Origin of the sequence: Streptosporangium sp. CA-115845 (assembly GCF_050943795.1) — a bacterium.
Classification (GTDB): Bacteria; Actinomycetota; Actinomycetes; order Streptosporangiales; family Streptosporangiaceae; genus Streptosporangium.
The window spans coordinates 86,479-104,535 of the sequence record NZ_CP191988.1 but is presented as its reverse complement, the minus strand read 5'-3'; the positions used below and the strand labels follow the sequence as shown (position 1 = coordinate 104,535).

The following is an 18,057-nucleotide window of genomic DNA, read 5'->3' as shown; positions in this document are numbered from 1 at the left end:
ACGCTCGACGCACTCACCTCCCCGTATGCCTTTCCCCCCTGAGGAACTCACCCCAGTACGACCGAAATGCCCCGTTAGATAGCCTCGGAAACCGAGCAGCAATTACAGCTTGTGTACATTCGACAATAGATCAGCGGATCCGTTACCGACTCGTTACTGCCTTGGCGTGTCGATCAGGTAAGAGCGTCCGGCGTGTCGGCGATACGGAGTGCCAACCTCATCCGGGTGCCACCCGCGGGGCGTGGATGCGCCGACACCTCTCCTCCCTGGGCCCGTGCCAGGCTGCGCACGATGTAGAGACCAAGCCCGACTCCGCCGAACCTGCGGCGGTCACCACTGTCCGCCTGGACGAAGCGGTCGAAGACGCGCTCCCTGCTGGCCTGGGCGATGCCCACGCCCTCATCGTCCACGACCAACACCACCCGGTCACCATCCACCCATGCCTCTACCCTGATCAGACCACCGTCCGGCGAATATTTGAAAGCGTTCTCCAGCAGCTGGGCCAGCAGGATATCGGTGGCCAGCGCGTCGCCGGAGACCAGGGGCAGGTCATCGGGGACGTCGACCTCGACCCGGTGCAGATCCGACAGGATCGGCAGGCCCAACGTGGCTCCCCGCACCAGCTCGGCCAGGTCGAAGCCCTCGATCCTGAGCGTGAGCTCGCCGGCCCCCGCGCGCGAGCCCAGCAGCAGGTGGTCCATGAGCTGGCCGAGGGAACGGGCCCGCTCGGCGATGATGTGCACCGCGGCACGGCGCTCGGCGTCGGTCATGCTGTCCCAGCGGTCGTCGAGGGTGCCGGCGAAGCCGCGGACCACGGTGATCGGGGTGCGGAGCTCATGGCTGGTGGTGGCCAGGAAGAGATCCTTGGCCTCCTCCAGTTCCTTCGCGCGGGTGATGTCGCGGAAGTCGACCACCATCTCGCCCGTCTCCACGATCTCCGCGCAGAGCACGTCCAGCCAGATGCCCGAGGGCAACTGGATGGTGAGCTTCTCTCCCGGTGCCGGGAGCTGGAACGGGGGCGGACCGCCGATCACCTCGGCGGAGTGGAAGCCGGTCAGCTCGCCGGCGGCCGGGTTCCACTGGACGACCCGGCCCAGCTCGTCGAGGACCGCTATGCCGTCGGCGCTGGCGTCGAACACCGCCCGTTCGTGGGCCCGCTGCCGTACGGCCTCCTGGTAGGCCATCGCGTTGCCCACGGCGATGCCCGCGTGACCCGCGAGGAGCTCCAGCAGCTCCAGCTCCAGGTGGCCCACCTTGCGCTTGGCGAAGAGCGCGTACAGCGCGCCGTACGGTCGCCCGCCCATGGCCGCGAGACCGAGCGCGATGGTGTGCAGGCCGGGCAGCTGCGACCAGATCAGCTCGTCCAGCCGGTCCTGGTCACCGGTCTCCAGCAGGATGGTCCTGCCCTCGCGCAGCAGCTTGCCGACCAGGCTGGTGCGCAGGTCCGCCGTGGAGTTCCGCATCGAGCCGGGAAGGTTGTGGCGGGCCACGAGGCGGAGCCGGTCGCCCTCGATGAGCACGAACCCGCCCGCGTCGGCCCCGGTCAGGTCGGCGAGGCTGGCCGCGATCCGGTCGAGCACCGCGGGCAGCTCCAGCTCGGCGTTGATGTCGGCGACCACGTCGGTGAGCCGGCGGACGAGCTGTGCCCGGCGGGCGTTGCGGTCGTTGGCGCTCTCGTCGTCCTGGGCCAGGTGGTAGACGCTGACGTAACCGATGAGGGTGCCGTCCCGCGAGGAGAGCGCGCCGGTGTCGACCCGCAGGTCGAGCAGGCTGCCGTCCCGGCGGAACCGCTTGGTCCGCAGCGACACCTGGCCACCGGTGCGGACCTTCTCCAGGGCCGCGTTGTGCTCGGCCATCAGCTCCTCGGGAACCACCGGAACCCGCCGGCCGACCGTCTCCTCGGCCGACCAGCCGAAAAGGCGCTCGGCGGCGGGATTCCAGGCGATGACCGTCTGTTCACGATCAATGGCGACGATCGCGTTGGGCGCGTCGGCCACGACCGCCCGGCCGATGCCCCCGTCATTGTCGGCCGTGTAGTCCACCACACACCCATAGTGCCGTCTCAACCGGCCTGATCTTGGCACTTTCGTCCCGCACGTGTTGCCACTGGCCGGGCGATCCGTCCGATACTCTGCGGTCACCACACACCTGGATACGAAAGGGTGGGGCCATGTCATCCGGCGACATCGATGCATTGCTACGGGTGACCTCGCCCGACTACGTCGGCACGAGCCATCCCGACATCGCGTTCGGCACGCTCGACGGACCGCTGGGGCGTCTTACCCTCGCCGTGACCGGCCGGGGTGTGGTGGCCTGCAGCTACGAGGACGAGAACGTCGTCTTCGAGCGGATCAGCAGGGAGGTCGGCACCTTCATCGGGCCGGACCCCCGGCGGCTCGACCCGGTCCGCCGGGAGCTGGACGCCTACTTCTCCGCCCGGCTCCGTGCCTTCACCACAACGGTCGACCTGCGCCTGGCCACCCAGTTCTCCAGGACGGTACTGCAGATGATGCTCTCGGTGCCGTACGGGACGGTGACGACCTACCGCGAGATCGCCGAGCGGATCGGCAGGCCGCGGGCGCTGCGCGCGGTCGGCAACGCGCTGGGCAGCAACCCGGTGTGCGTCATCGTGCCGTGCCACCGGGTCGTCGAGAGCGAGTCGGTCCTTGGCGGGTACGCCGGGGGCCCTGCCGCCAAGGAACGCCTGCTGCGCATCGAGTCCCGCGCGTAGCGCGCCTCCGCCCGGTCAGGGACGGCGCCGGAGCGCACCGGTGCCCAGGGTGACGAGACCCGCGACGAGGAACGCGCCGACGGCCGCGCTCATCCACGGCTGCGGGACGAAACCGAGCAGGTCACGGGTATCGGTCCAGAACGAGGTCCACCAGGCCAGCTCCGGGGCGACCGGCAGCGCGGCGAGCATCCACCATGCCGCGAAGCCCAGCAGCCACGGGGCCACCATGAGCCAGCGCGAGGGCGCGCTGTCGGAGGTGTCCCAGCGCCTGGCTCCGCCGAGCAGGAAGTAGTCCACGGCGAGCACCGCGAACATCGGCACGAAGACCGCCCCGATCAGGCTCAGGAACGCGGTGTAGGTGTCGACCTTGACGAAGATCGCGAGCAGGGTGACCAGTACCCCGACGACCATGGAGATGACCCTGCGGTCCAGCCTGGGCATCAGGTTCTGCAGCGACATGGTGGTGGAGTAGACGTTCACGAACGACTGGTCGGTCTCCCGGAGCACCAGGATGCCGAAGAACAGCGGGCCGAGCGCCGCGGCCACGAAGGGGTCCCAGACCCGTCCGGTGTCGTTGCCGACCAGGGCGAGCGCCGCGATTCCCAGGACCAGGCAGGCCACCTGGGTGATCGTGTAGCCGCCGACGACACCGGTGAACGTGGCCCTGCCGGACCTGGAGAACCGGGCGAAGTCCGCCGCGACCGGCACCCACGAGACCGACAGCGCGATCACATAGTCGACCGAGGGCGCGAAGGCCTCCCACGACCCACCACCGATGGACGGTCCCCGGCTGAACAGGGCGACCGCGAACCAGATCATCGAGACGATCACGCCGGCGGTGACGTACCGGCGGAGCAACCGGACCGCTCCCAGCGGCCGGATGCTCAGCGCGGTGGTGATCACCCCTCCGACGACCACCCAGACCGCGTACGGCACCTCGATCCCGAAGGATCCGGCGATGGCCTGGGCGCCCTGGGCGATGACCCAGAGCTCGAACGCGCCCCAGCCGAACATCTGGATGATGTTCAGCACGGTCGGCAGGTACGAGAGCCTGGCGCCGAACAGCCCGCGGAGCAGGACCATCGCCGGAGCACCGGTCCGCTGCCCGGGAATGGCGGCCAGGCCGACCATCGCGGTGCCGATGACGCTGCCCACGACGGCGGCCAGGACCGCGGCCACGAAGCTCAGCGGCCGGTCGCCGAGCGGATCGATCAGCGCGATCGCGCCGGAGAATCCGAGCAGGCTGACCCCCAGGTTGGCCCAGAGCGCGCCCTGGTCGAGCACGCCGAGCTCCTTGGGAGGAGCCTCGTCGAGGGTGAGGGGAGCCTCGGCTGACTTGGAGTCAACGACGGCAGGCGACATCACACGCTCCCTACGCCGGCATTACCCGGACAGGTTCATGCGGTCGGCGGCGCGTCGGAGGGTCTGTGCGACCCTCTGCGTGGTTCCGCCCTCTCAGCCCGGTCACGCCCGAGCTCCCGCGGTAGATAATTCGCCCCGATTATGCCATTTATTCCTTTCTTGGCAAGGACCGCCTCCTCGATGGACGTCGACTCAGGCCCCCCGGGTCACTGAGACCAGTGAGACCACTCAGGCCACTCAGACCACTCAGGCCACTCAGGCCACGAACGGGTCCTGACCGCTCTCGGCGACCATCGAACGCCCCGCCACCTCCCAGGACTGCATACCGCCGCCGACGTTGATCGCGTCCCGGCCCATGTGGTTGAGCCAGGCGGTGGCGTTGGCGGAACGGCCGCCGACCCGGCAGACCACGTAGACGGGCGCCCCCTTGGGCACCTCGTCGACCCGGGACTGCAGCTCACCCAGCGGAATGTGGACGGCTCCCGGCGCGTGCCCGGCACGCCACTCGTCGTTCTCGCGTACGTCGAGCAGGAACGCGTCATCCGGCACGGCCCGTACCTCGACCTCAGGAACACTCATGCGCCCATTGTTCCAACTCCCACACCTGATGGGTGCGCGAAGCCTCTCGGATGCCCTCATCCGGACTCTCAATTTCCCCTGATAGTGAGCTAATTCACCACAACTGACCGACTGAATCGGCCAACCTTCGGCGCCCGGTGGCCGAAGGGTCGGCGAGACCACCGCCGAGGAGGGCGGAGCGGTCAGGAGGCCGGGAAAGACGAAAGCCGGCCACGAGAGGACGGGCTCAGGGCACGTCCCAGAAGGCGAGTTCGTGGGCCATTCCCTCGGTGAACAGCTTTCCCGCCCTACCGGGATCGGGTGCCGCCTCGTCGATCATCACGGCGATGCGCTCGGTCAGCTCGGCGAAGGCCGGGTGGGCGTAGGTGTCGACCCAGGCACGGTATCGCGGCTCGTCGGGCGGGTTCTCGGCCAGGGCGCGACCGAGTGTGGAGTAACCCCACATGCAGGGGTAGAGCGCGGCCAGGCCGTCGGCGTAGACGGCCGCGGAGTCGAGCAGGAAGGAGGTGTAGGCCGCACAGGCAGGCCCCTTTCGCACCCCGCCGAGATCGGCGCCGAACTCCGCGGACAGTGAACGGTGCAGGTTCAACTCCTCGTGGAACGTGGCGTGGGCCAGATCCACCAGGTCGCCCAGGTGCCCGTCAGGGGCCTGCCAGGCGAGTCGCGAGAAAACCCGGACATAGTCGAGCAGAAACAGGTAGTCCTGCTCCAGCCAGGACCGGAACACCGGCTCGGGCAGGTCCCCTCGCGCGATGCCGACCACCGTCGGGTGCGCGAGCTGCACCTCGACGAGCGGGCGGCCAATGGCATGCAGCTCCTCGGAAACACTCACAATCCGGGCATTATGTCAGGTGAGGGCGGCGGCACCGAAGGAGACGCCGAAGCGCTTGCACCAGATGGTGACGCTCTTCAGGCTGTCGAGGTCGGCCCCCGCGGGGATGGCGTAGTTGGCGTTACCCCGGTTGCCCTTCAGATCGCCGAGTTCGAGGTGCTTGCCGTCGTCCAGGTTGAACCATCCGGCCCTGCCCTCCTTGACGGGCTGGTCACTCAGCCAGACCCGCAGATCCGGGCCGTCGGAGGTGTCCAGGTCCTCGATCCGCAGGACCCGGCTCCCATCCGGGAGCTCCAGCACCCTCGCCTTGCCCGTGGTCTCGTGCTCGTGGGAGATGAACGTGCCCTTGGCCAGGTTTTTCGGCTCCTCGGGTGCCTTGGCGGGCTCGCTCGCCCCGTCTTCCACCACCGGGGTCGCCTCCGGCGCGGAGGTCACGGCCACGGTCGGCAACGCCTCGTTCACCTCGACCGTGGTGAACAGGCGCCAGGGCTGGAACAGGTAGAGGGCGACGCCGAGCACGACGGCACCGACCGCCAGAACGCCCCAGGTGGCGGGGTGTCGGAGCAGTCTTTTGATCCTCATCGAATACCTCCGGCGTGGGGGCCCCGGCTCTGGTCCTCAAGGCCGAGACCGGCCTTGAGGATCGACGCTACCGGCGCCGTGGTCGCGCGCCGCTTACGGAGTGCTTACGACCACGGCGGGGGCAGCGGCCTACTTGGCGAGGACGTCCTTGGGGACGGGCTTGTCCTCGGCCAGCGCGTCGAACAGGCGCAGCGCCTTCTCCCGATCCCACTTGACGACCGCCTGACCGTTGATGGTGGGCAGGGAGCCGACCGGGACGACGGTGGTGACCGGGTTGTCGCCCATGGCGAGACCGAGGGAGAGCAGGTCGAAGGCGCCGGTCTCCTCGCCCACGGACACCGAGTCGGCGGCGCTCAGCGCGAGCGGCACGGAGGTGAAGGGGTTGATCAGGACCCCGGGGCTGGCCGCCTTCTTCACCACCGCGGAGAAGAACTGCCGCTGGCGCTGGGTCCGGTCGAGGTCGGGGATGGCGCCGGTGGCACGGGTACGGACGTAGCCGAGGGCCGTCCCGCCGTCCATGAGCTGGAGCCCCTTCTTCAGGTTGATCCCGGCTTTGGGATCCTTGATGGCCTGCTTGACGTCGATCTCGACCCCGCCGATGGCGTCGACGATGCCCACGAAGCCGCCGAAGCCGATCTCCATGTAGTGGTCGAGCCGCAGCCCGGTCACCTTCTCCACGGTCTTGGCGAGCAACGTGGGGCCGCCGTCCGGGAAGGCGTAGGCGGCGTTGAGCTTGTTGCTGCCGTGGCCGTCGATCGGCACGTAGGAGTCACGCGGCAGGCTGACCAGGGTCGGGCGGCCGTCACCGTCGGGGATGTGCAGCAGCATCATCGTGTCGGTCCTGCGGCCCACGGCCTTGCCCGTGGCGAGCTTCTTGCGCTGTGCCGCGGTCAGGCCCTCCCGGCTGTCGGAGCCGACCAGCAGCCAGTTGGTGCCGGGGGTGTCGGCGGGCCGGCCCTCGTAGTCGGTGAGCGCCTCGATCCCGGTCAGCCGGGAGTTGATCATGAAATATCCGCCGATGGCCACGACCAGCAGCACGACGAGCAGCCCGGCGAGGATCCGCACGACCAGCCTGCCCGGACGCTTCGGGCGCCAGCCCGGCGTCCGCGGCCCGCCGCCGCCCCCCGGACCGCCGGAACCGGCGCGGGGGCCGTCGGAGGAGGCGTTCAGCGGTCTGACCGGGCTGGAGCCCGACCTGGCCTTTCCGTACACCCGCGAGCCTCCTCGTGGGGGCGGCACCTCCTCACCCGCGGACGCCCCCCGCCGGGCGGACGCCGCCGGCCCGCCCGGCAGGGGGTGGGCGGGCTGCCCGGCCGCTCGCTGCGGCACGGGCCCCGGCGCGGGCGATCGCAGCGCGCGAGTGCGATCGTCGTCTTCGGGCCAGTCAGCCACGTCGTGTCCCGCCACTTCTTGATCTCATGGTGAAAACGTCATTATCGACGCTACGTCGTGGCTCACGCGCATGCCGCAGGGTCCCCAAGGTTTCCCTATGTAAAAGTACTCAGACAGGTTGTTAGCCACCGACAATGCGATCGTCTGCTGATCCGGAAACATCAACCCCTACCCGGATCGTTACGGTAGAGAACTACCTCTGCTCGAAAGGATGATCGTGTCCACTCCGGACTCGTGGAGTACCTGCCCGTGCAAACGCACGGGAACCGCTGAACCGACCGGGAGAGCTACCCGGTGAACACGGCTCTGGGCCTGCTGGCCATACTTCTGCTCACCTTCGCCACCGGCTATTTCGTCGCCCAGGAGTTCGCCTTCGTCGCGGCGGACCGCGGTGTGCTGCGTGAGCAGGCCGACTCGGGCGACGTGGCCGCGGAACGGGCGCTGGAGGTGACGGGACGCCTGTCGTTCATGCTGTCGGGCGCGCAACTCGGCATCACCGTCACCGCGCTGCTCGTCGGTTTCATCGCCGAACCCGCCATCGCCACGGTCATCCGCCCCTGGCTGGAGGCCGCGGGAGTGCCGTCGGGTGCCGTGTCCGGCATCGCCGTGGCGCTGGCCGTCGTGGTCGCCACCGTCATTCAGATGGTCCTCGGCGAGCTCGCCCCCAAGAACCTTGGCATCGCCCGTCCCGAGCCGGTGGCGAAGTTCCTCGCCCGCTCGACGTTGATCTACCTGCGGATCGCCGGACCGGTCATCCGGCTGTTCGACTCCGCCGCCACCGGCCTGTTGCGCCGGGTCGGCGTCGAGCCGGTGGAGGAGATCGAGCACGGCGCCAGCCCCGAGGAGCTGTCCCGGATCATCTCCGAGTCCGCCAGCACCGGCGACCTGCCGCCACGGCTGTCGGAGCTGCTGGAGCGCGCGCTGGAGTTCGGCGACCGTACCGCCGAGGACGTCATGGTGCCGCGTCCCCGCGTGGTGCTGCTGAGGGAGGAACGCCCGATCTCCGACCTGATCGAAGCCGTCCGCAGGCACGGCCACTCCCGCTACCCGGTGCTCTGCGACCAGAACGGCGACGACGTGGTCGGCGTCACCGGCGTGCGCGAGCTGCTCAAGTCGGGGCTGAGCACCGGAACGCTGGAGAAGATCACCCGTCCCGCGCTCCTGGTGCCCACCTCCCTGCCGCTCCCCGTCGTGCTGGAGCGCATGCGCGCCGCCCGCGACGACCTGGCCTGCGTCATCGACGAGTACGGGGGGCTGGCCGGCGTGGTCACCGTCGAGGACCTCGCCGAGGAGCTCGTCGGCGAGCTCGTCGACGAGAACGACCCGGAGCCCGCGGGGGTCGTCGCGGGTGAGGAGGGCACCTGGGACCTGCCAGGCACGCTCCGGCTGGACGAGATCGAGCGGGCCATCGGGCTGCAGCTTCCGGAGAGCGACGACTACGACACCGTCGCGGGTCTCGTGCTCGCCACCCTCGGCCGGATGGCCGAGCCCGGTGACAGCGTGACCGTCACGCTGACCCTGCGGAACGACCCTCTGGAGAACGACGGCGCCGACGAGAAGGACGCGCTGCTCACCGTGCTGTCGGTGCACCGCAGGGTCCCCGAGTGGGTACGGCTGTCACTCGCCGTACCGCAAAAGGACGATCCCGAGGGGGACGCGACGCCGGGAACGGCGAGGAGAGAGGATGATCCGGCGATGACCGCGCCGCAGATGATCGAGCCTGTCCCGGAGACTTCCATGATCGAGCGGAGCGGGGTGAAGCGACGATGAACACCAGCGCCGCCCTGCTGCTCGGTGTGGCCCTGCTGATCGGCAACGCCTTCTTCGTCGCCGCCGAGTTCGCGGTGATCTCAGCCCGCAGGCACCGTCTGGAGGAGCTCGCGGGTAAGGGGGGCCGGTTGGCCCGGATCACCGCCCGCGCCGCCGTGCGCGGCGGCAGGGAGCTCTCCCTGATGCTGGCCGGTGCGCAGCTGGGCATCACGCTCTGCTCGCTCGGTCTGGGCATGGTGACCGAGCCTGCCGTCGAGCACCTGCTGGAACCGGTCTTCGGCGCGGTCGGCGTGCCCGAGTCGCTGCGGGTCCCCATCTCGCTGATGATCGCGCTGGCGATCATCACCTTCCTGCACATGGTGGTCGGCGAGATGGCTCCCAAGTCGTGGGCGCTGACCCATCCCGAGATCGCCGCGATGGGTCTGGCCCTGCCGTTCCGCGGCTTCACCTGGGTCGTCAGGCCGGTGCTCGCCGCACTCAACGGCCTGACCAACGGGATCCTGAAGCTGTTCGGCGTGCATCCCAGGGACGAGCTGGCCACCACCAGGACCCCTGTCCAGCTGGCGATGCTGGTCGGTGAGTCGGGCCGGATGGGGCTGCTCGACCGGGACGAGCACGACCTGCTCACCCGGGCCCTGCGAGTCCACCAGCAGCCGGTCGAACGGTTGATGCTGCCGCTGGCCAAGGCCACCTCGGTGCCCGGCGACGCGACGGGCACGCACATCCGCGAGGTGGCCGCGCGCGACGGGCACCTGCGCCTGCTGGTCACCTCCGGCCAGCCGCGCGACGTCCTGGGCGTGGTGCACATCAGGGACATCCTCGTCCGGCCGGATGCCAGCCCCGCGGAGCTCGCCCGGCCGGTGCCCCGCCTGGACAAGGCCACCACGATCCCCGACGCCGTCTCCGCCCTTCAGGACGCCCACGCGCATCTGGGCCTCGTCACGGACGGCGGCGGCGAGGTGGTCGGCATGGTGAGCCTCACGGACCTTCTCGGCGAGATCCTGGGCGTCCGGGTGCTCGCGACCCGCTAGTCCCGTTTTCCGCACGTGGCCGATTGTCAGCGGAGATCTCGCGGGTCCACGTCCAGTAAATCGAGGAGATGGGCCTGAACGGGTGTGGGCTGAGGGATGACGGAAGGGGACTGGCCGGTCCCGGGGATGATCCGCAGACCGGCCAGCGCCTCGAAGATCAACCGTCCGGTGGGGACGGCGGGCCTGCCCGCGTACAAGCCGTCGACCTTGGTGCTCCCGTGCAGGGCAAGGGCTCGCCGGACTTGGCGTTCGCGGCTGATCACCGCGATCCGGGCGGTGACTTTGTCGAGGTCGGGGTAGTGCCTGCTGCCCAGGCCGCGTTGGAGCCGCTCCAGGTCATCGCGGGCCCGATCGAGCTTCTTGGCCCGGGCGGCGGCCGCGGCCCGGGCGCGGGCCGAGGAGTGGACGAACACCCGCCGCAGCGCGAGTACCGGGTCCTTCTTGCGTGGCCCGGCCAAGGCCATGGTGTCTTCGACCACGTGCCACGATCCCCGCTCGGGGGCGGCTTTGGCCGCATCGCGCCGGGCGACGTAGTCGATTCGGGTGGCGGCGGACAGGTCCAGGCCGGCCAACTCGGTGGCCGGGACGTAGGTCTTGGAGGCCGGGGCGATGAAGGCGACGCCGTCGGCGCACATCGCGGCCAGGTTCGGATACGAGATCAGCTTGGAGTCGCCGATCATCAGTAACCGCTGGGCCGAGGCCAGTCGTTGCAGTGCCTTCATCGCGCCGATGACCTGGCCGACCTCGCCGGCTCCGCCGTCGAAGGCGCGATGAAACACCGGGATGGCGCCGTCGCCGGTGACGGCGATCCCCGCTTGGATCTGCTTCAGATCCGGGCGGCGATCTTTGGGATGGCCGAACCTCGGCGCCGCATATCCCTGTTCGGCCTGCTCATAAGCTCCGTGCAGGGAGATCGAGGTCATGTCCCAGTGCATGCGGGAGGCCTCGACGCCGAACGCCTCGATCGCGGTCGGTCCGACCGATCCGGTGAGGTGATCCAGGTGCGGGGCGATCGCGTCCAGCGCTCGGCCGATCCGGTCGTCGTTGAGCAGGTCGGCCTCGATGCCGAAGGCCTCGCCCACCGCCCAGGCCTGAGCCCGGTCGGCCGCGTGGACCAGCGGCGCCGGAGAGGTCAGCCGGTTGGCGACCAGCACCTCGATGACTTGGCCGTGGGTGAGTTCGGCCAGGTCACCCACGGGGCAGAGGGCATCGACCACATCGGCGATCCTCAACTTCCGGCAGAAATCCGCCACCACCGGCAGCGCCCCGAGGGTCTTTTCCACACTCGGGACACCGAACTGCGCGCGTTGTCTCACGACCGCATGTCGTACCGGTTCCGAGCCGCTCGAGCAGGTCAACGACTCAGCCGAACCCCACCCACCCCAACGTGCGGAAAACGGGGCTAGTACGGCGGCCGGGGCGCCTCACCGGCTTCCCGGGCACTCCGTGCCGAGGTCGTCTCCGAGGCGCCCCGCCGTCGCACCCAGTGAACACCGGTGGGCACCGGTGGGCACCGGTGGGCACCGGTGGGCACCGGTGGGCATCGATGGGCACCGGTGGGCATCGATGGGCATCGATGGGCACCGCACCTGCGGAACCGCCTCGTCCCGGATCGGCCCGCCGATCCATCGACTCGGCGGGCCGGCGAACGCCGCGGGCCGAGGGAGATCCTCTCCCTCGGCCCGTTTTCTCTGTCAGCGTAATACGTCAGGCGCCCAGGAGGGTGGCTGGTCCCGTTCGCCGTGGTCTCGGTGGTGTTGATCGCGGCGATGCCCCAGCTGGACCGATGGTTTTCACCCGCTCGCCGATGAACGTCTCACTGCCGCTGGTGTGGGCCAACGACCAGGCCATGGTGGCGGTTCAGTCGGTTTTCAGGTCCCGGCGGCCGAATCCGGCGAGGCCCGCGGCGATCAGGACACCGGTGACCAGGCACAGCCACACCAATGGAGTCGCGCTCGCCGCTCCGCCTGGGAGGTGGGGCACGTGGGCGAAGGGGGAGAGCCGGCGGATCCTCTCGTCGATCTGGAGCAGTTCCCCGAGCTGGCCGAGCAGGGCGAAGGCGACCAGGAACGCCCACGCGGCGGCAGTCATGCGGGGCAGGAGCCCGAACAGCAAGGCGGTGATCGCGGCGAGCACCCAGACGGCGGGGACCTGGGCGAGAGCGGCGCCCAGGATGCGCATCGCCTGCGTCGCGGGTTCGCCGACGCGCAGCCCGTGGGCCAGGCCGGCGGCCAGCCCGGCGATGGCGAGAATCAGCGCCGATCCGGCCAGGGCGCAGACCAGGTGGCCGCCGAGCCAGCGCCAGCGGAACACCGCGCCGGCGAGTACCGGTTCGGCCCGCCCGCCGGCCTCCTCGGCTCGTGGCCGCAAGACGGCCTGGACGGCGTAGCCGCCGGCCACCAGGGCGAACAGGCCCAGCTGGGTGGCGAAGAAGGTGTCGACCAGTGCGCCCGCGCCGCCGAGCCGGGTCAGCATGTCGGCGATCTGGGGGTTGTCGCCGACGATGTCGCCCACGCTGGCCGCCAGTGAACCGAACACCGCGCCGACCACGGCGAAGGCGGCGGCCCAGCCGAACAGGACGCCCCGCTGCAGGCGCCAGGCAAGCGCGAGCGGCGACCTCAGGGACGCTGCGGCGGCCGCCGGTCCCCGGCGAGAGGGCAGCAGTCCGGCGCCGACGTCGCGCCGCCGCGCGAGCAGATCGGCCGCCATCACCAGGAGGACCGCGACGGCGGCGAACACGGCCAGCAGCCACCAGCGTTCGTCGGCGAAGGCCCGCGTCCGCTGGGCCCAGCCCAGTGGCGACAGCCAGGACACCGCCTCGGCCCCGGCCGCGTCCCCGGCCGCGCGCAGCAGGAAGAACAGGCCCAGGACGGCGATGGCCAGGGCGTTGGCGGTGCGGGCGTTCTCGGTCAGCTGCGCGGTGACCGCCGCGATCCCGGTGAAGACCCAGCCCACGCCCGCCACGGCCCCGGCGAAGGCGATCGACCCGGCCGGCGGCAGCCCCTGCCCGGCGAAACCCGCGGTCAGGAGGAGGGCGGCCAGGAGGTTGGCCAGGCCGGTGACGATCACGGCGGCGGCGGGGAGCGCGTACCGGCCGACCGGGGCGGCGCCGATGAGTTCGGCCCGCCCGCTCTCCTCCTCGGCCCGGGTGTGCCGGACGACCAGCATGACGCTCATCAGGCCGGCCAGCACCGTGGCGAAGGTGGTGGCCCGCCAGGCGGTCAGCCCGCCGACGGAGGCGGCATCGAAGACCGGCCCGGTGAGCGCCTGCAGCGCGGGATTGGCCATGATGGTGGCGCCCAGCGCCAGGCGCTGCCCGACGTCGGGGTACAGATCGGCGATGGCGGAGGCGGTCGAGGCCGGGATGGCGACGATCACCAGAATCCAGACGGGCAGCAGCAGGCGGTCGCGGCGCAGCGCGAGCCGGACCAGGACACCGGTTCCGGTGAGGGCGGTCATGACGCGTTCACCTGGTAGTGGCGCAGGAACAGCTGCTCCAGGGTGGGCGGCCGGCAGGTGAGACCGCGCAGTCCCGCCTGGGTGATCAGCCGCATCACGCCGTCCAGGTGCTCGGCGTCGACCTCGAAGCTGACGTGATTGCCGTTGACGGCGAGGTCGTGCACGCCGGGCCGGCCGGCGAGGGCATCGGGAATCTCGGCCAGTTCGGCGCTGATCGAGGTCCGGGTCAGGTGCCGCAGCTGCGTCAGCGTCCCGGTTTCGACGGCGCGGCCGTCGCGGATGATGGTGACACGGTCGCAGAGCGCTTCGACCTCGGTCAGGATGTGGCTGGACAGCAGCACCGTACGGCCGGCGGCGTGCTCCTCGGCGACACAGTCGCGGAAGACCGCCTCCATGAGCGGGTCCAGGCCCGCGGTGGGCTCATCCAGCAGCAGCAGTTCGACGTTGGAGGACAGCGCCGCGATCAGCGCGACCTTCTGCCGGTTGCCTTTGGAGTAGGCACGGCCCTTCTTGGTCGGGTCGAAGTCGAAGCGGTCGATGAGAGTGGCACGTCGCCGTGGATCTATCCCGCCGCGCAGGCGGGCGAGCAGGTCGATCGCCTCGCCGCCGGACAGGGTGGGCCAGAGTGTCACGTCGCCGGGAACGTAGGCGAGCCGCCGGTGCAGGTCGACCGCGTCCCGCCACGGGTCGGCGCCGAGAAGTTCGGCGTGGCCTGAGTCGCCGCGCAGGAGTCCGAGCAGGACGCGCAGGGCGGTGGTCTTCCCGGCGCCGTTGGGGCCGAGGAAGCCGTGCACCTCGCCGGTCCGTACTTCCAGGTCGAGGCCGTTCAGGGCCTGGACATGGCCGAACCGCTTGGTGAGGCCGTTGATGAGCACGGCGGAGTCTGACGGCATGGGGGGACTCCCGGAGTCGATCGGATAGGACATTGCCGACCAGGCTTCCCGGCGCACCGCAGGTGACGTTACTCCTGGCGTGGGGGCGGCGCCAGCCCTCCCCGGGCGCGATCGCGCGGTCGCCGCGCCGTACCCAGGACTCGTTCGTCGTCGAACCACCGGGCGACCACGGTTGTCGGTGGAGGAGTGCGGCAGGATCGACAAGATGATGGTGACCGCGACGATCTGGAGGACGCCCTGCGCGGCGTCGCCGCCCAGAGTCCGCTGCCGGCCCTCCAGCTCGCCCACGCCAATTCTGGAAAAATTTTCAGCCGGCCTGACTCTCTGCCCCGTGCCGACGGCCGGCCCCGCAGGCGCATCCGACGCGGAGCCACCAAACCTCTGGCCGACTCGATCACCATCGCAGGTGAGAGCCGTACAGCCGACATGCCTGGGGCAGCCGTCTCAGCCGTGGGCGTAATGCACGCAAGCCAGACGAAAGTGATCTGCAAGCCGGGTGGGATAGATATCTCCGCATGCCCGGACGCCGCACGGAACCCCGTACAAGCAAAAAAGCCCCGGCTCTTGCGGAGCGGGGCTCTCTTTCGTCACTGTGGAGCCACCGATTTCATCGGTGGTTCCTTGTGGGCGAGGAGGGATTTGAACCCTCACGTCCTTTCGGACACACGGACCTGAACCGTGCGCGTCTGCCGTTCCGCCACCCGCCCTTGTTGGGTGCGGTCGAAACATTAGCACGTATCAGCCGGTACCCACGAACCCGGATACGATCCTCCTAGATGCGAAAGCGGAGCAGCTGGGTGCGAGAGAGCGAGGACCGAGCCAACGAGCCCCCAAGCGGCCGCGACCACATAGACGGAGGAGGGGAGGTACCCGGTGGGAGTCCTTCAGCGTTTCGAGCGGAGGCTCGAAGGCTTGGTTGAAGGGGCCTTTGCGCGGGCGTTCAAATCTGACCTTCAGCCGGTAGAGGTCGCCAGTGCGGTCCAACGAGAGATGGACGAGCGGGCGGCGATCGTCGCCCAGGGACGCACTCTCGTGCCCAACGACTTCGTGGTCGAGCTGTCCACGACCGACAGCGAGCGACTGGAGGTCTACGCGGACAGCATCAGCCACGAGCTGGCCAACCTCGCCAGGGAGTACGCCAAGGAACAGGGCTACTCCTTCGTGGGACCGGTCAGGGTCCGCTTCGAGACGGCAGACGACCTCGCGGTCGGTCTGTTCCGCATCCGCTCGGGCGTGATCCGTGGCGCGACGGTCGAGCAGGACGAGATCCGCCAGCCGGTGAGCGACGTGCCCACCGCCAAACCGCACGCGTTCGGAGGCCGCCCCCGCCTGCTGGTGTCCACCCAGGACGACCCGCAGGGCCAGCGGTCCTTCGACCTGACAACCCCGGTGACCCTGCTCGGCAGGGGCACCGACTGTGATCTACGGCTGGTCGACCCGGGTGTGTCCCGGCACCACGCCGAGCTACGGGTGGAGGGTCCCCAGGTCGCGCTCGTCGACCTCGGCTCCACGAACGGTACCTTCGTCAACGGCCAGCCGGTTCGCCGGGTCGAGCTCCAGAACGGCACTCGTGTGACGCTGGGGCGGACGACTCTGGTTTTCCGGCGCGATTAAAGGTAAATAGACGGTCCATGTCCGAGCTCACGCTGCTGCTGATCCGGCTCGCTTTCCTCGCGGTGCTGTGGTTCTTCGTGATTGCCGCGGTCGGCGTGATCCGGACGGACTTGTTCGGATCACGCACGGCCGCCGTCGTTCCCGCGCGCAAGGTTCCCAAGCCGGTGAAGCCCGCGGCCAAATCCAAGAAGGGGGAGCCACGGCAGATGGTCGTCACCGGTGGCCCCCTGCAAGGCACCACCATTACCCTCTCGGAGACGCCCATCACCATCGGCCGGGCGAACGACGCGACGCTGGTAGTCAGCGACGACTACGCCTCCAGTCGGCACGCCCGGCTCTTCCCCCAGGACGGTCAGTGGATCGTGGAAGATCTCGGCTCGACCAACGGCACTTATCTCGACCGCTCAAAAGTCACCCGTCCGACTCCGGTGCCGCTCGGTGTTCCGATCCGCATCGGTAAGACCGTCATCGAATTGCGCAAATGACCATCGCACTCCGTTACGCCGCCCGCTCTGACGTCGGCCTCCTCCGCGAAGGCAACGAGGACTCCGCCTACGCCAGCGGCCGCCTGCTCGCCGTCGCGGACGGTATGGGCGGCCACGCACACGGTGAGGTGGCCAGTTCGGTCGCCATCGCCGCGATGTCCTCACTCGACGCGGACGCCCAGGGAGGTGACCTGCTCAGCACCATCGAGGCAGCGGTACGCGACGCCAACCGCAAGCTGCACGAGATGGTGGGCCGTGATCCCAGCCTCAAGGGCATGGGCACCACCCTCACCGCCATGCTCTGGTCCGGGACGAGGGTCGCCCTGGTCCACGTCGGCGACTCCCGGGCCTACCTGCTGCGCGCGGGAGAGCTCTACCAGATCACGCACGACCACACGCTGGTGCAGTCACTGGTGGACGACGGCCGGATCACCGCCGAGGAGGCCGCCACCCACCCACAGCGGTCGATCCTGCTCCGGGCGCTCGACGGCAGCGGCGAGGTCGACCCCGACCTGTCCCTGCGCGAGGCCCAGGTCGGCGACCGCTACCTGCTCTGCTCCGACGGCCTGTCCGGGGTGGTGAGCGCGGAGACCCTGCACCACACGCTCTCCACGATCGAGGATCCCGACGGGGTGGTCCGTACCCTCATCGACCTGGCCAACCGGGGCGGTGGTCCGGACAACATCACCTGCGTCCTGGCGGACGTGCTGGAGGTGGACGAGGGCTTCGTCCCACGCACCGAGGCGGCCGTGGTCGGTGCCGCCGGCTCCGGCATGCCACGGTCACAGCCACCGGACACCCCGGCGGGACGTGCCAGCGCGGTCACCATGCCGCAACCGGTCATCGCCGACGACGATCCCGACGAGCCGATCATCAGGGCCGCCGCCAGGCCGGCCAAACGTCGCCGACTGTGGCCCCTTGTGGCCGTGGCGGGCGGTATCGCCGTCATCGGAAGCGGCCTAGGCTGGTACTTCGGCGGGCAATGGCTGGATGATCAGTACTTCGTAGGGGCCAGAGGTAACGAAATCGTGGTTTTCCAAGGTGTGAAGACCAACCTCGGCCCCTTTGAGCTTTTCGAGGTCGCCCAGAGCACCGCAGAATCGATCACGACCCTTGGTGCGTTCCAGCAGGGCCAGGTCCGCGACGGCATCCCCGTCCCCACCGTCGAGGCGGGTCTGAAAAAGATCGAAGAGCTGAAGTCGTCCGCGGCCAAGACCGACGACAAGACCGACGACAAGGCCGGCGAGAAGGCCGAGCCGACCACATCGCCGAGTGCCTCCACGCCCCCCGTCCCCAGGGCCCCCGAACCCACAAGGTCACAGTGAAC

Annotated in this window: 15 protein-coding genes, 1 tRNA gene and 1 riboswitch; of the genes, 6 read left to right on the top strand and 10 right to left on the bottom strand. The window is 69.6% G+C overall.

Going from position 1 to position 18,057, the window contains the following annotated elements; genetic code table 11:
• Positions 1 to 173: 173 nt before the first annotated feature.
• Positions 174 to 2,045 carry a PAS domain S-box protein gene (locus ACQP0P_RS02255; protein WP_433370217.1) on the bottom strand — a complete coding sequence of 624 codons (1,872 nt, stop codon included), beginning with the start codon at positions 2,043 to 2,045 and terminating at the stop codon, positions 174 to 176.
• A gap of 125 nt (positions 2,046 to 2,170) precedes the next feature.
• Here ACQP0P_RS02255 and ACQP0P_RS02250 point away from each other — a divergent pair, with 125 nt between their 5' ends.
• Complete coding sequence (locus ACQP0P_RS02250) at positions 2,171 to 2,731, top strand: methylated-DNA--[protein]-cysteine S-methyltransferase (RefSeq protein ID WP_386311530.1); 561 nt, start codon at positions 2,171 to 2,173, stop codon at positions 2,729 to 2,731.
• A 15-nt stretch (positions 2,732 to 2,746) separates the two neighbouring features.
• Here the strand turns inward: ACQP0P_RS02250 and ACQP0P_RS02245 are convergent, their stop codons facing one another.
• From ACQP0P_RS02245 to ACQP0P_RS02225, 5 genes are all read right to left on the bottom strand, one after another.
• The gene (locus tag ACQP0P_RS02245; RefSeq protein WP_433370214.1) at positions 2,747 to 4,093 is read right to left on the bottom strand and encodes a purine-cytosine permease family protein; all 1,347 of its coding nucleotides are present in this window, start codon (positions 4,091 to 4,093) and stop codon (positions 2,747 to 2,749) included.
• A riboswitch (TPP riboswitch) is annotated at positions 4,084 to 4,223 on the bottom strand. Its footprint overlaps the gene before it by 10 nt.
• Before the next feature lie 125 nt (positions 4,224 to 4,348).
• Positions 4,349 to 4,672, bottom strand: a complete 324-nt coding sequence (locus ACQP0P_RS02240; protein ID WP_433370211.1) for a rhodanese-like domain-containing protein — start codon at positions 4,670 to 4,672, stop codon at positions 4,349 to 4,351.
• Positions 4,673 to 4,898: 226 nt separating this feature from the next.
• Entirely contained in the window at positions 4,899 to 5,504 is a 606-nt protein-coding gene (locus tag ACQP0P_RS02235; RefSeq protein WP_350913977.1) for a TenA family protein, read from the bottom strand.
• Between the two features lie 15 nt (positions 5,505 to 5,519).
• Entirely contained in the window at positions 5,520 to 6,086 is a 567-nt protein-coding gene (locus ACQP0P_RS02230) for a DM13 domain-containing protein (protein WP_433370207.1), read from the bottom strand.
• A gap of 129 nt (positions 6,087 to 6,215) precedes the next feature.
• Complete coding sequence (locus ACQP0P_RS02225; RefSeq protein WP_433370204.1) at positions 6,216 to 7,478, bottom strand: LCP family protein; 1,263 nt, start codon at positions 7,476 to 7,478, stop codon at positions 6,216 to 6,218.
• A gap of 294 nt (positions 7,479 to 7,772) precedes the next feature.
• Between ACQP0P_RS02225 and ACQP0P_RS02220 the strand changes: the two genes are divergently transcribed.
• A complete protein-coding gene (locus ACQP0P_RS02220) occupies positions 7,773 to 9,248 on the top strand; it encodes a hemolysin family protein (RefSeq protein ID WP_433370201.1) in 1,476 nt (491 codons plus the stop codon).
• Positions 9,245 to 10,279 carry a hemolysin family protein gene (locus ACQP0P_RS02215; RefSeq protein WP_433370198.1) on the top strand — a complete coding sequence of 345 codons (1,035 nt, stop codon included), beginning with the start codon at positions 9,245 to 9,247 and terminating at the stop codon, positions 10,277 to 10,279. Before ACQP0P_RS02220 ends, ACQP0P_RS02215 begins: the two co-directional genes overlap by 4 nt.
• Positions 10,280 to 10,305: 26 nt before the next feature.
• Here ACQP0P_RS02215 and ACQP0P_RS02210 read toward each other — a convergent pair whose 3' ends face one another.
• From ACQP0P_RS02210 to ACQP0P_RS02195, 4 genes are all read right to left on the bottom strand, one after another.
• Positions 10,306 to 11,562 (bottom strand): IS1634 family transposase, encoded by a 1,257-nt coding sequence (locus ACQP0P_RS02210; RefSeq protein ID WP_433370195.1) that lies wholly within the window; start codon positions 11,560 to 11,562, stop codon positions 10,306 to 10,308.
• A 577-nt stretch (positions 11,563 to 12,139) separates the two neighbouring features.
• On the bottom strand, positions 12,140 to 13,738 hold the full coding sequence (locus tag ACQP0P_RS02205; protein WP_433370192.1) for an ABC transporter permease: 1,599 nt from the start codon (positions 13,736 to 13,738) through the stop codon (positions 12,140 to 12,142).
• Positions 13,735 to 14,631, bottom strand: a complete 897-nt coding sequence (locus tag ACQP0P_RS02200; RefSeq protein WP_433370189.1) for an ATP-binding cassette domain-containing protein — start codon at positions 14,629 to 14,631, stop codon at positions 13,735 to 13,737. Before ACQP0P_RS02200 ends, ACQP0P_RS02205 begins: the two co-directional genes overlap by 4 nt.
• A 624-nt stretch (positions 14,632 to 15,255) precedes the next feature.
• Positions 15,256 to 15,338: transfer RNA gene (locus tag ACQP0P_RS02195), tRNA-Leu, on the bottom strand.
• A 166-nt stretch (positions 15,339 to 15,504) separates the two neighbouring features.
• Between ACQP0P_RS02195 and ACQP0P_RS02190 the strand changes: the two genes are divergently transcribed.
• Genes ACQP0P_RS02190 through ACQP0P_RS02180 form a run of 3 tightly spaced genes read left to right on the top strand, consistent with a single transcriptional unit; the run spans position 15,505 to position 18,055 of the window.
• Positions 15,505 to 16,245 carry a DUF3662 and FHA domain-containing protein gene (locus ACQP0P_RS02190; protein WP_350913967.1) on the top strand — a complete coding sequence of 247 codons (741 nt, stop codon included), beginning with the start codon at positions 15,505 to 15,507 and terminating at the stop codon, positions 16,243 to 16,245.
• Positions 16,246 to 16,262: 17 nt separating this feature from the next.
• A complete protein-coding gene (locus tag ACQP0P_RS02185) occupies positions 16,263 to 16,730 on the top strand; it encodes an FHA domain-containing protein FhaB/FipA (protein ID WP_350913965.1) in 468 nt (155 codons plus the stop codon).
• On the top strand, positions 16,727 to 18,055 hold the full coding sequence (locus ACQP0P_RS02180; protein ID WP_433370185.1) for a Stp1/IreP family PP2C-type Ser/Thr phosphatase: 1,329 nt from the start codon (positions 16,727 to 16,729) through the stop codon (positions 18,053 to 18,055). Before ACQP0P_RS02185 ends, ACQP0P_RS02180 begins: the two co-directional genes overlap by 4 nt.
• The last annotated feature ends 2 nt before the right edge of the window (positions 18,056 to 18,057 follow it).

What these genes read in the sequence shown, in the direction of transcription:
- ACQP0P_RS02200 (WP_433370189.1), bottom strand. Translation starts at nt 14,631, where the DNA reads ATGCCGTCAGACTCCGCCGTGCTCATCAACGGCCTCACCAAGCGGTTC.
- ACQP0P_RS02180 (WP_433370185.1), top strand. Translation starts at nt 16,727, where the DNA reads ATGACCATCGCACTCCGTTACGCCGCCCGCTCTGACGTCGGCCTCCTC.
- ACQP0P_RS02215 (WP_433370198.1), top strand. Translation starts at nt 9,245, where the DNA reads ATGAACACCAGCGCCGCCCTGCTGCTCGGTGTGGCCCTGCTGATCGGC.
- ACQP0P_RS02250 (WP_386311530.1), top strand. Translation starts at nt 2,171, where the DNA reads ATGTCATCCGGCGACATCGATGCATTGCTACGGGTGACCTCGCCCGAC.
- ACQP0P_RS02240 (WP_433370211.1), bottom strand. Translation starts at nt 4,672, where the DNA reads ATGAGTGTTCCTGAGGTCGAGGTACGGGCCGTGCCGGATGACGCGTTC.
- ACQP0P_RS02205 (WP_433370192.1), bottom strand. Translation starts at nt 13,738, where the DNA reads ATGACCGCCCTCACCGGAACCGGTGTCCTGGTCCGGCTCGCGCTGCGC.
- ACQP0P_RS02245 (WP_433370214.1), bottom strand. Translation starts at nt 4,093, where the DNA reads ATGTCGCCTGCCGTCGTTGACTCCAAGTCAGCCGAGGCTCCCCTCACC.
- ACQP0P_RS02230 (WP_433370207.1), bottom strand. Translation starts at nt 6,086, where the DNA reads ATGAGGATCAAAAGACTGCTCCGACACCCCGCCACCTGGGGCGTTCTG.
- ACQP0P_RS02185 (WP_350913965.1), top strand. Translation starts at nt 16,263, where the DNA reads ATGTCCGAGCTCACGCTGCTGCTGATCCGGCTCGCTTTCCTCGCGGTG.